10 protein-coding genes are annotated in these 12,296 nt (G+C 64.3%); 7 read left to right on the top strand and 3 right to left on the bottom strand.

The window, feature by feature from the left end:
* The first annotated feature begins 169 nt into the window (after positions 1 to 169).
* The gene (locus LQ788_RS07565; protein WP_231446321.1) at positions 170 to 1,231 is read left to right on the top strand and encodes a 2,3-butanediol dehydrogenase; all 1,062 of its coding nucleotides are present in this window, start codon (positions 170 to 172) and stop codon (positions 1,229 to 1,231) included.
* A 21-nt stretch (positions 1,232 to 1,252) separates the two neighbouring features.
* Here LQ788_RS07565 and LQ788_RS07560 read toward each other — a convergent pair whose 3' ends face one another.
* The gene (locus LQ788_RS07560; RefSeq protein WP_231446319.1) at positions 1,253 to 1,750 is read right to left on the bottom strand and encodes a hypothetical protein; all 498 of its coding nucleotides are present in this window, start codon (positions 1,748 to 1,750) and stop codon (positions 1,253 to 1,255) included.
* A gap of 181 nt (positions 1,751 to 1,931) precedes the next feature.
* Here LQ788_RS07560 and LQ788_RS07555 point away from each other — a divergent pair, with 181 nt between their 5' ends.
* A complete protein-coding gene (locus LQ788_RS07555; RefSeq protein ID WP_231446317.1) occupies positions 1,932 to 2,162 on the top strand; it encodes a hypothetical protein in 231 nt (76 codons plus the stop codon).
* 81 nt (positions 2,163 to 2,243) lie between these two features.
* On the opposite strand, the gene LQ788_RS07550 is transcribed toward LQ788_RS07555, so the two are convergent.
* Complete coding sequence (locus LQ788_RS07550; protein WP_231446315.1) at positions 2,244 to 3,890, bottom strand: acetolactate synthase large subunit; 1,647 nt, start codon at positions 3,888 to 3,890, stop codon at positions 2,244 to 2,246.
* Between the two features lie 169 nt (positions 3,891 to 4,059).
* Between LQ788_RS07550 and LQ788_RS07545 the strand changes: the two genes are divergently transcribed.
* Positions 4,060 to 5,013: a VOC family protein gene (locus tag LQ788_RS07545; protein WP_231446313.1), complete on the top strand. Its 954-nt coding sequence runs from the start codon at positions 4,060 to 4,062 to the stop codon at positions 5,011 to 5,013.
* Positions 5,014 to 5,147: 134 nt separating this feature from the next.
* On the opposite strand, the gene LQ788_RS07540 is transcribed toward LQ788_RS07545, so the two are convergent.
* Entirely contained in the window at positions 5,148 to 7,307 is a 2,160-nt protein-coding gene (locus LQ788_RS07540; RefSeq protein WP_231446311.1) for a heavy metal translocating P-type ATPase, read from the bottom strand.
* Between the two features lie 221 nt (positions 7,308 to 7,528).
* On the opposite strand from LQ788_RS07540, the gene LQ788_RS07535 reads away from it, so the two are divergent.
* The 4 genes from LQ788_RS07535 to LQ788_RS07520 all read left to right on the top strand — a co-directional run bounded on the left by LQ788_RS07535 (position 7,529) and on the right by LQ788_RS07520 (position 12,265).
* The gene (locus LQ788_RS07535; protein ID WP_231446302.1) at positions 7,529 to 9,040 is read left to right on the top strand and encodes a GntP family permease; all 1,512 of its coding nucleotides are present in this window, start codon (positions 7,529 to 7,531) and stop codon (positions 9,038 to 9,040) included.
* Positions 9,037 to 10,365: a four-carbon acid sugar kinase family protein gene (locus tag LQ788_RS07530; protein ID WP_231446301.1), complete on the top strand. Its 1,329-nt coding sequence runs from the start codon at positions 9,037 to 9,039 to the stop codon at positions 10,363 to 10,365. The genes LQ788_RS07535 and LQ788_RS07530 overlap by 4 nt, the downstream gene beginning before the upstream one ends.
* A 76-nt stretch (positions 10,366 to 10,441) precedes the next feature.
* On the top strand, positions 10,442 to 11,485 hold the full coding sequence (gene pdxA / locus LQ788_RS07525; RefSeq protein ID WP_231446299.1) for a 4-hydroxythreonine-4-phosphate dehydrogenase PdxA: 1,044 nt from the start codon (positions 10,442 to 10,444) through the stop codon (positions 11,483 to 11,485).
* Positions 11,486 to 11,533: 48 nt separating this feature from the next.
* Positions 11,534 to 12,265: a DeoR/GlpR family DNA-binding transcription regulator gene (locus LQ788_RS07520; protein WP_231446297.1), complete on the top strand. Its 732-nt coding sequence runs from the start codon at positions 11,534 to 11,536 to the stop codon at positions 12,263 to 12,265.
* The last annotated feature ends 31 nt before the right edge of the window (positions 12,266 to 12,296 follow it).

Below are 12,296 nucleotides of genomic sequence, written 5' to 3'. Positions count from 1 at the left end.
TCCGACTGCCGCCCGAGCGCGAACATTCTCACGAGACGATAAATCGGCAATACAGTTCGGTTGTCTCGAAGTAGAGTCTCGACCAGGAGCCACGGCCTTCGCGAGTCACCGATGATTTCTGCTGTAGGTCAGACCGGCTTCGTTCTCAATGACGAAAGGGTCGACTCATATGAAGGCGGCACGATTCCATGATCGCAATGACATCCGCATCGAGGACATTCTCGAGCCCGAGCTGAGGCCCGGAACTGTCGCAATTGACGTAGCCTGGTGCGGAATCTGCGGAACCGACCTGCACGAATTCCTCGAAGGTCCTATCTTCGTCCCGCCCGAAGGACACCCACATCCGATCTCCGGCGAATCTGCCCCGGTGACCATGGGACACGAATTCTCAGGAACGATCACCAACCTCGGCGAGGGCGTGACTGATCTTGAAGTGGGCCAGAACATCGTCGTCGAGCCCCTCATCATCGGCGACAATGTCGATACGAGCGTCGGGCAGAGTTATCAGCTGTCGAAGGACATGAACTTCATCGGGCTCGGTGGTGGTGGCGGTGGTCTGTCCGAGAAGATCGTCGTTCAGCGGCGGTGGGTTCATCCGATCGGTGACATTCCGCTCGATCAGGCTGCGCTCATCGAACCGCTCTCCGTGGCCCACCATGCGGTCGTCCGCTCCGGTGCGAAGTCCGGCCAGGTCGCCATCGTCGGCGGAGCGGGCCCCATCGGGCTGCTCACCGCTGCTGTGCTCAAGGCGGAGGGCCTCACTGTCTTCATCTCCGAGCTCTCCGAGGCGCGGAAGAAGATGGCGCTGTCGACCGGAGTTGCCGACGAAGTCCTGGATCCACGAGAGGGTGACGTGGCCGAGAAGGTCCGTGACCGCACAAACGGTCAAGGTGCAGACCTCGGCTTCGAGTGTTCATCGGTTCCAGTGGTACTCGACATGCTGCTCGACGCGGTTCGCCCGGGAGCAGTGATCGTCAACGTCTCCATCTGGGGCCACAAGCCCGAAGTCGATATGCCGAAGCTTGTGCTCAAAGAGATCGACCTGAGAGGGACCATCGGCTACTCCGGCGATCACCCGTCCACAATCGAACTCGTGCGCAGCGGAAAGATCGACCTTGCTCCGTTCATCACCGGACGCATCGGGCTTGATGAACTGGTCTCCGGAGGCTTCGACGAACTCATCAACAACAATGAGCATCATGTGAAAATCATCGTCGACCCGCGAGCCTGATCGGCCTGACGATGCCCTGCCTCAGCGATGCACCGAATCGAAGTCCTGATCTGCGGAGTCCCACACAGTGTCGGCTTCGACGACCGAGTCCCCTGCTGTCAGCTCGTCCACGGTGTCGGTGCTGAACATATATGACCAGGTGCCAGTGTCGGTGGTGCCGGTGACCATGAGCACGTCATAGTCGAACTCGGCGTTGCCTGCGCCTTGAACCGCATCGGCGGTGGCCTTCTGGTCGGTGTGCAACTTCCCTTCAGACGGGAATTCGACGTGCAGACGGTCGGCGTCTCTGTCGTGGTCGAAGTCCGGGTTGCTCTCGGACTCTCGGTGCACATGGACCTCGTCGATAGTCTCGCTCAAGAAGTCACCGAGCGCATCGGTGGTGTCGAAGTCACTGCCGGGCACCTCGGCACTCTGGCCTGCTTCGATGTCACCAGTATCGGACTCATCGGCGCTGCAGCCGCTGAGTGAGAGGGCAATGGCCACGGTCAACGCCGATACTAGCTGAGGAGCGGACTTCATGGTTCTACCCTATCGATATACGGCCGGATCCCTGCATTAGGGTTCCCCTCGCTGACCTCATCGGCCGCCGCCTCAATCACCGCCATCGGCCAGCTCGCTTCGAGCAGATTCCTCGGCGCTTTCTCACCCGGCGGAGCTATAATCAGTCCATTGGATCTGCGATGAAGTGGGGCGAATCATCATGACCGCAGAAGTGAAGAGATCACACAATTCCACCAACCCGATCAGCCGCCTGGCCAAACGATTCACCAGCGTGAATATCGGTCAGGGAGAGAAGGTCGGATACACCGAAGACAGCTCGGAAGCCCGCATGCAGTCAACTGCACTGCACGAAGGCGTCAAGCTCTATCGGCACTCGGATGGCTCGCACGAGGCCATTGATGAGTCGAAAGCCGGAGACACTTTCAGCTGACCGGTTCAGCCTGCCGATTGCTGCCTGCTGCCGACCGCTTGCTGCGTGCTGCCGACCGCTTGCGGTCTGCCGCGTACTGAATCAGACGAGGACCTCGATGAGTCGTGGTCCCGAATCGCCCAGGCCTGCACGGAAGTCGCGGTCGAGTTCCTCGATGGTCTCGACCCGGCTTGCTTGCACCCCCATGCCGTGGGAGAGGGCGACCCAGTCGATGGCGGGGTTACCGATGTCGAGTAGTGATTCGGCCTTCGGACCGAAGTCGGGGACGCCGACATTGGACATCTCGTTGCGCAGAATCTGATACTTCCGATTGGCGAAGATGAGAACGACAATGTCGAGCTGCTCCCGCGCATAGGTCCACAGAGCCTGCGGGTTATACATGCCCGAACCGTCGGATTCCAAGACGATGACCTTCCTGTCAGGACTGGAGATCGCAGCGCCGACACCGACGGGAAGTGCCCAGCCGATGGATCCGCCGGTGCCGCCGAGGTAGTCATGCGGATGCGAGCCTGCAGTCTGAGCGTAGAAGTCTCGTCCCGTGGTGATGGATTCGTCGAGGACGATCGCATTCTCTGGGATCGCACCCGAGAGCCAGGCGGCGAGCTTGCCCACGGTGATGGATCCGCTGGGCATCTGCGCCGGGGCGAATTCGGCCCGGTGAGTGGAGCGAACCAATTCGAGGTCGGCCGAGTGTGCAATATCGGACGAGCCCGACCCGCGAGTGCTTGGACCCACACCGACGCATTCGCGCAGGGCTTCGAGAGCCTCCGAGGAATCCGCGCCGATGGGACTGAGAGTGAAGAAAGTGGTGCCAGGAGCAGTGAGCACGCTTGGCTTGTCGGGGTAGGCAAAGAAGGCCACAGGCGGTTTCGCATCGACGAGGATGAGGGCATCGAAGTCCTTCAGCAGCTCCACCGATGGCTCGACAGGGTAGGGAATCTTCGTCACCGTTGGCCGACCGGCCCCACGTTCGGTCCGGGCGGCAAAGGTTTCAGCCAGCAGTGTGGCACCGGCGGCCTCGGCGATCTGAGCCGCGGTCTCCAGCTGGGCTGAACGCAGGGCACGTCCGCCGAGGAGGATGGCCGTTCTCCGTCCCGAGGCCCGCAGTCGTGCGGCACTGGCGGCAACCTCGGCGGGATCGATGGCTACCGGAGTGGACGCGACCGCGTTCACGGGTTGGGTGTACTCATCGGCGGTGTTCCACGCGGTGTCGGCTGGCAGGATAAGGGAGCTGATCTGTCCTGAGAGGCTGTACCCGATGGCGTCGGCTGCGTCCTTGGCGATTGAGTTCGCCGAGGGTGAGGTGCGCACCCAGTTGCTGAAGGGCCGAACGGCCCCTTCGATGTCAGAGGTCAGCGGTGCGTCGAGGCTCCGGTGGTAGCCGGCATGATCGCCGATGATGTTGACCATCGAGGCCCGGGCACGCAGAGCGTTGTGAAGACTGGAGAGCCCGTTGGCCGCCCCTGGCCCCAGATGCAGCAGGGTGGCTGCGGGCTTGTCGAGCATCCGCGAGTAGCCGTCTGCAGCCCCGGTGACGACGCCTTCGAAGAGACCGAGCACGCCGCGGACGTGGGGTTGTCGATCCAGCGCTGCGACGAAGTGCATCTCCGAGGTACCGGGGTTGGCGAAGCAGACCTCGATACCGTTGTGACCCAGTGTCTCCAGCAGGCTCTCGGCGCCATTCATGCCATCATCTCCCTTGAAGTCGGCCACGGAGGTCTTCGGCATCCGCAGTCAGCCGTTCGTTCTGTCATATCACGCACAGATGCCGTAACGCTCGAGCGTCTGAATAAGTAGCCGGGAATATTGGTGTTGCCCTCTCGGTTGCACCCGTGTACAGTGGTAGTTGAACGTTAAACTACTTGTATCGCAATTATTCCTCACCCAGGAGGGCGACATGACCGTCACCGAGAACACCACAGCATCCGCTACCGCATCGCCTGTCGTCAACGACACCCTGCTCAGCGCAGCCACCGGAATGGACGCCGTCACCCTGCGCGTCGGCGATCTCGAGAAGATGTCGACCTACTACTCCAACGCCCTCGCGATGGAACCCCTCGAAGAGGTGGAGCGCGGCAACGAGATCCACCGTGTCCTCGGCCGCGGCACCACTCCCCTGGTCAAGCTCGTCGCCACACCCAACCTGCCCGGCGTCGACCGCACCCAGGCGGGCCTTTTCCACACTGCCTTCCTGTTCGAGAACCAGGCGTCGCTGGCCGCAACTGTTGCTCACGCTGCGCAGAACACGAACAGCCAGTTCGTCGGTTCGAGCGACCACCTCGTCAGCGAGGCCTTCTACTTCACCGATCCAGAGGGCAACGGCATCGAGCTCTACGTCGACCGCGACCGCTCGGAGTGGAAGCACTCTGCCGATGGTGAGGTCCGCATGGACACCATCTACCTCGACCCGAATGCCTTCCTGGCCGAGCACCTTGACGAAAAGACATTGTCACAGGCCAACACTCTGCCGGGAATCATCGGCCACGTCCACCTGCAGGTCGGCGATGTGCCGACCGCACGCAAGTTCTATGTCGACGCTCTCGGCTTCGAGCCGACGCTGGCCTCGATGCCAGGCGTCCTCTTCGCCGCGGCCGGTGGATACCACCACCACGTTGCGATGAACACCTGGAACAGCCGCGGTGCCGGCCCACGTGCAGCCAGCCTCGGCCTCGGCGATGTCGCCATCACCGTGCCGGGTCGTGAGGACCTCGACGCACTCGTCGCTCGCCTGAAGGCCCGGAAGATGGACTTCGCCGACGATGGTCGCTCAGTCCGCCTTTCCGATCCGTGGGGCACGCAGGTGACCTTGGGAATCGGCACCAGCTCAACAGATCAGACCCTGGCGCGGTAATCTCACCGCTCAGTCAGAGGCCTTGGCAGGAACTTCGGTTCCTGCCAAGGCCTCTTTCGCGACGGGCACATCCCCCGAGATGGCGCCTTCCCCGAACTCGAGTCGCGAACCGTCGCACTGGCCCGACGGTTCGCTTACCGTGCGGCTGACGCCGACACCTCGGGTCGCAGGTCCAACCGCCGCAGCAGCTGGGCGTTGAGTGCGACCACGATCGTGGAGATCGACATGAGGATCGCGCCGACGCTCATCGGCAGGACGAACCCGATGGGCGCCAGGACTCCGGCTGCGAGTGGAACCGAGATGATGTTGTAGCCAGCGGCCCACCACAGGTTCTGCTTCATCTTCCGAAACGTCGCTCGGGAGAGTTCGATGACCGAGAGCACGGACCTCGGGTCATCGGAGGCCAGGATGACTCCAGCCGAGCCGATGGCCACATCGGTTCCAGCTCCGATGGCGATGCCGACATCTGCGGCGGCCAAGGCCGGCGCGTCGTTGACTCCGTCGCCGACCATCGCGACCTTGCGCCCTTCTCCCTGCAGCTCGGCGACCTTTGCGGCCTTGTCGGCTGGATGGACTCCTGCGAATACCCGATCGATGCCGAGCTCGGCGGCCACGGACTGAGCAACCGCCTCGGCGTCACCGGTGATCATGACCACCTGTGCACCCCGCTTGTGCAGCGCATCGACGGCTTCGCGGGATTCGGGTCGGATCTCATCGGCGAGCTTCAGCGCACCGATGACGCTTCCATTGAGAAGGACGTGGAGGATGATGGCGCCCTCGCTGCTCCATTGCGCGGCGATCGGAGCTTCCTCCACGCCGTGCTTGCTGAGCAGATAGGGTCCGCCCACAGCCACCTCGGCGCCGTTGACCTCAGCCCTGACTCCAACCGCTGGCGACGAGGAGAAGTTCGTTGCCGCCGGAATCTCGAGCGCACGGACTCCTGCGGCGCGGACGATGGCGCGGGCCAGAGGATGCTCGCTGCCTGACTCGGCGGCTGCGGCGAGCGCGAGGATCTCATCCTCAGTGCTGTTGTCGGTCGTGACTTCGACCGCGGTGACGCTCGGTTCGCCCTTGGTCAGGGTGCCGGTCTTGTCGAAGAGCACGGAATCGACTGTGCGCATCGTCTCCAGCGCCAGCCGGTCCTTGATGAGGACACCGCCGCGGGCTGCCCGCTCGGTGGCAATGGATACGACGAGCGGGATGGCCAGGCCCAAAGCGTGGGGACAGGCGATGACGAGGACGGTGATGGTGCGCACGACCGCCGAGTCCGGTAGACCGACCAGGGTCCAGACGATCGCGGTGATGACGGCGGCCCCGTGGGCGAACCAGAACAGCCAGGCCGAGGCCCTATCGGCGATCCGCTGTGCCCGCGATGTTGAGTTCTGTGCCTCGGAGACCAGCTTCTGGATGCCAGCCAGCGCAGTGTCATCGCCGGTGGCTGTGATCTCCAGGCGCAGCCCGGAGTCGGTGGCGACGGTGCCTGCCACCACGGTATCGCCGACTGTACGGCGAACGGTCGTCGATTCCCCCGTGACCATGGACTCATCCATGCTGGCCGAACCGTCGATGACCCGGCCGTCGGCAGGGACGGCAGCACCGGGGCGGACGATGACAGTGGCGCCGAGCTTGAGCTCGGCGGGGTCGACCATCACGACTTCACCGTCGACGATCGTCTCTGCCTGATCGGGCAGCAGCGCCGCCAGGCTGTCCAGCGCCGAGGTGGTCTGTGCCAGGGACCGCATCTCCAGCCAGTGCCCGGCGAGCATGATGACGACGAGGAGTGCCAGCTCCCACCAGAAGTCGAGTTGGGCATCAAGTAGCCCGAGGGAGGAACCCCAGGAGGAGAGGAATGCGACGGTGATGGCCAGAGCAATGAGCAGCATCATGCCCGGATTGCGAGCCTTCAGTTCGCTGAGCCCACCCGTGAGGAACGGCTTGCCGCCCCAGAAGTACATGACCGTGCCGAGGATCGGCGAGAGCCAGCGCAGCCAACCGAGGATGCCGGTCTCTGGAACCTCGTAGCCGACGAGATGACCGAACATGGGGCTGAGGGCGATGACCGGGATCGCAATGACGAGCATGATCCAGAACAGCCGCCGAAACTGCGCGACATGGTCACCGTGGCCCGCGTGGCCACCGTGGCCAGAGTGGCTGTCGTGAGCGTCGTGGCCCGCGTGCTCGCCATGACCCTCGTGACTGCCGTGAGGGTCATGGGCGCCGTGGTCCATTTGGCTGATGTGGCCATCATGTCCCGCGTGACCGGTGTGGTTCTCATGTGCATGCCCTGTATTCATGGCTTCATCATATACCCCTAGGGGGTATAAAGCGAGGGTATGAATCGTCACACTAAAGCCCGCCCGCGCACCAAACCGTGACACACATTGCATAGTTGCGCATGTATAGGCGATACTTGCTCATGCTGTTCAACTTCGGGTCAGACTCACCGGCTTCGCTGAGAGTCGACTCGGATCAACCCCGGCTCGCTGACTGAGCCGGCCTCACTGCGGAGGATCTCATGGATCTGCAACTCATCTTGGCGCTCATCGCCGGGATCGCGACGATCGTCGTCATCGTCTTAGCGACCCGTCTCGACGCCTTCATCGCGCTTCTCACGGCAGCAGTCGTCACCGGCATCGTCGCCGGGCAAGACCTGCTCTCACTCGTCGACGCCATCACCACCGGCTTCGGCAACACACTGGCCAGCATCGGCATCGTCATCGGCCTGGGCGTCGGAATCGGCAAGATCCTCGAGGTCTCCGGAGCCGCGGACTCACTGGCCCGGGCATTCCTCAGCGCCTTCGGCAAGGGCCGCGAGCCCTGGGCCATGGGCACCGTCGGCTCTCTCGTGTCGATCCCGGTCTTCTGCGACTCCGGCTACGTCATCATGAACCCGCTGGCCCGCTCCATCGCCCGCGTCAAGCGCGGAGGCTACGTCACCCTCGCACTCGCCCTGGGCTGCGGTATGACTCTGACCCACCACATGGTTCCGCCGACCCCGGGACCCCTGGCTGCGACAGGAATCCTCGGCGCCGACATCGGTGCCGTCATCCTCACCGGCCTCATCTTCACCGTCATCCTCCTGCCGGTTGTCGTCATCTACGCCCGCTGGATCGGACCGAAGCTCGAACCCGTCCTCAACCCAGCGGTCAAGCACGACGTGTACGGTTCGGTCACGGCCACCTCGGCGGATGGACATGCCACAGGCGAGGCCCACGAAGGCGGAAGCGGCGATGCCGGTTACGGCTCAGTTGCCACCGCGACCGCTGACAACGTGAACGCTGCCGGCTCGGGCGACGATGCGGGCACCGTCAACAGTGAAACCGGTGCGAAGAAGAATCCGGGAGCCTTCCTCGGGTTCCTTCCTCTCATCGTTCCTCTGCTGCTCATCGTCGCGAACACCGTTTCGACGGCCATCGACAAGAGCGCTCAGGGCGAACTTTCCGGCGACGCCTATGAGCCCTCATCCTGGGTCGCCCCACTGGCGTTCCTCGGCAACCCCGTCATCGCGCTGATGATCGGCCTCATCCTCGCCGTCTACACCTTGCTGCCTCGCGTGACCCCACGCAACAAGGTGCAGAACTGGCTCGCCGACGGCGCCGCCTCGGCCGGACTCATCCTGCTCATCACCGGTGCCGGTGGCGCCTTCGGCAAGGTGCTCACCGAATCGGGCGTCGGCGATGCCCTGGCCGAGGCGATCGCCTCGATCAGTCTGCCGGCCTTCCTCGTGCCGTTCCTCATCGCCACCCTCGTGCGCATCGCACAGGGTTCGGGTACGGTCGCGATGATCACTGCAGCCTCGGTCACCGCCCCGCTCATCGCCCCGCTGGGTCTGAGCCCACTGGTCGCGGTCATGGCCTGCACCGCCGGATCGATGGTCTTCTCCTACTTCAACGACTCGTATTTCTGGGTCGTCACCCGCTTCACCGGCCTCGACGGCATCAACGCCATCAAGGGCTGGTCAGGCATCACGACCGCTGTGTGGGCCGGTTCCATTCCGCTGCTGTTCGTGCTCGACTTGATCGTATGAGCCAGCACAGCCCACGGATCCTCATCGTCGCCGACGACCTCACCGGCGGCAACGCCTGCGGCGCCCTGTTCGCCGAGGCAGGACTGGCGACGATGACGATCACCGGCACCAGCGGCGGCGGTGAAGTCAACGTCGCCGCCGCGCTCGATGACTATGACGCCGTCGTCGTCAATGCCAATTCCCGGCACCTGAAGCCGGCCGAGGCTGCGGCTCTGACCGATGCGCTCATCCGTGAGGCGGGACCTGTCGACCTTGTGGCCTGCCGCATCGACACGACCCTGCGCGGCAATGTCGGACCCACCGCCGAGGCTGCTGTTCGTGCCCGACAAGCGTTGGCCTCCGCAGCGGGCTCGGGCCGTGTGGTGGGTCTGTGCATTCCCGCGTTCCCTGCCTCCGGTCGGGTGACCATGGGTGGCCAGCAGCTGCTGCACGGAAAGCTCCTGGAAGACACCGAGCTGCGCCATGACGTCCGCTCCCCCATGCATACCTCGGTCGTCGCCGATATTCTGCGGGAGAACACCGAACTCAGGTGCCACACCGTGGACCTGTCCACGGTGCTGGCCGGCGCCGAGGCGATCCGCACCGACGTGCTCAAGGCGCTTTCTGCGGGCACCGAGGTCGTCGTCGCCGACGCGCTGACGAACGATCACATCGACCTCATCGCCCACGCCGTCGCCGGGCTCAACCAGGAAGAGAGCCTGGAATGGGTCGCCATCGACCCCGGGCCGGGCAGCCTTGCTATCGCTCGAGCGCTGCTGCCGAAACGAGAGTCCGGGGTCATCCTCGGCGTCTCCGGCTCGGCAACCGAAATCACCCGCACCCAGTTGGCGAAGCTGGACGAGGATCCCAGCATCACGGTGCTGCGGGTCGCCCTCGACGAAGACAACCTGCCCGATGTGCAGGACACGGTCGAGCTGGTCCGCACGGCCACCTCGGCGAACGGCGAAGCGAACGGCGAGACGGTCAGAGCGATCATCATCGCCACCGTCGTCGACGCCACCGATCTGCTCGAGCTCACCGACGAACAGTCCGAGCTCATCCCCCGCCGCCTCGCCCAGATCACCGCCGAACTCATGGCCACCACCGCTCTGACCGGCCTCTACACCACCGGAGGGGATGTCACCGCGGCCGTACTCGGCGAACTGGGCGCGCTCGGCATGGAGATCCACACCGAGATCGTGCCCCTGGCCGTGGGCGGGAGCATCGTCGGCGGAAGCGCCGCCGGAGTGCCGATCGTCACGAAGGGCGGCCTCATCGGAGACGCAGGCACGGGAGTCCTGTGCCTGGACCACCTCATGCAGACCGCAGGAATGGGCCGCGCATGAGCCCCCACAGTTTCGCGCATCGGCGCAATGTCGACGCGCGCACCACACCTGAGAACACAACGTTGAGGAGACTGACATGACCGCACCCGTACTCGCCATGACCGTGGGCGACCCGGTGGGCATCGGCCCAGAGATCACCGCGACGGTGCTCGCCGAATTCTCCGGCCGCGATGACCAGCACGGAGTCGCCGTGGCCGACCTGGCCGTGATGAAACGCGCCGTAGACGTCCTGGGACTCGACGTCGAACTCCGAGCGATCACCGACTGGTCGACACCTGCCGCCGGACAGGGCGTCATCGACGTCTTCGACATCGGCGTCCTTGGATCGGACCTGCCCGAATGGGGCGTCGTCGATGCCCGCGCCGGTCAGGCCGCTGTCACCGCGATCGAGATCGCCACGAAGGCGGCGATGAACCAGGAGATCGCCGGCATCGTCACCGGCCCCATCAACAAGGAAGCCGTGTGGAAGTCCGGCTCCAAGCACTTGGGCCACACGGAGATGCTCGGCGAGCTCACCGGCGTGACCAAGCAGGACACCATGTTCGTCGTCGAGAACACGAAGGTGGCCGAGCACAAGCTCCAGATCTTCTTCGCCACCCGCCACATGTCGCTGCGCAAGGCCATCGACGCGCTCAGCGTCGACACCCAGGTCGATTCCATCGAACGTGCCCACCGCGCCCTGCAGCTCTACGGTGTGGCCTCGCCGAGGTTGGCCGTCGCCGCGCTCAACCCGCACGGTGGCGAAAATGGTGCTTTCGGTGACGAGGAGATCGAGATCCTGCGACCCGCCGTTGAGCGCGTCGTCGACTCCGGTCTCGAGGTCGCCGGTCCGATTCCAGCGGACTCGGTCTTCCACCAGGGACTGTCGGGCCGCTTCGACGGAATCCTCTCCCAGTACCACGACCAGGGACACATCGCCTCGAAGACCTTCGACTTCGACGGCACGATCTCTGTGACCGTGGGCCTGCCGATCCTGCGCACCTCGGTCGACCACGGCACGGCCTTCGACATCGCCGGTCAGGGCATCGCCGATGCCGGCACCATGCGCTCGGCCTACACCGCAGCCATCGGCTACGCACCGTACGTCGACGGCATCCGCGCCGAGTACCTGCCCAAGTAACCAGCACCTGTCCCAGCAACCGGTACCTGCCGAAGTAGGAGTGTCATCATGGCGATTCGCACGGGCACACAGAAGCGCCGCGAGGACATCCTGTCTCTGCTCAAGACCGGCTCGTGGACCATCTCCCGGCTGGCCGACGAATTGGCAACCTCAGAGTCGACGATCCGTCGCGACCTGCGGGAGATGTCAGAGACCGGCGAGGTCATCCGCACGATCGGCGGAGCCACTGCCGCCGGCTATGTCGAGCCTCCGCTGGGACAGCGGATGGAAGCCAACGCCGAGGCCAAGGATGCCATTGCCGCGGCCGCGATGGACCACCTCGGCGAGGGATCCGTGCGCACGGTCTTCCTCGACGCCGGGTCGACGACGGTGCGTTTGGCCGAGCGCATTCGGGATCATCAAGATCTCACCATCATCACGCGCGGACTCGAGATTGCGTTGGCTCTTGCCCACCCGATGGGCCCGAAGGTCATCATGGTCGGCGGTGAGGTTTCGACGATGTCCCACGGGACGACGGGTGCGCTGAGTGACCATGCGCTCAGCCGACTCCACGTCGATGTCGCGTTCCTCGGCGCCGATGCGGTGGATCCTGCCAAGGGACTCGGCGAACCGACCCTCGACGAGGCACGGACGAAGGAGCTCATCGCCGAACGTGCCAAACGCGTCGTGGTCCTCGCAGACCGGTCGAAGGCCAGACGCGATGTGGCTGCGTGGGCACCTCTGCCCGAGGGGTGGATCTGGATCAACGAGCTCGGGGTGCATGGCCACGATCATGGGTGAGCCTCGTCGAACAGTCAGACCGTCGAGCAGC

This window comes from Brevibacterium zhoupengii, from assembly GCF_021117425.1.
In the GTDB taxonomy this organism is placed as follows: Bacteria; Actinomycetota; Actinomycetes; order Actinomycetales; family Brevibacteriaceae; genus Brevibacterium; species Brevibacterium zhoupengii.
This window is presented reverse-complemented; position numbering and strand designations above follow the sequence as displayed.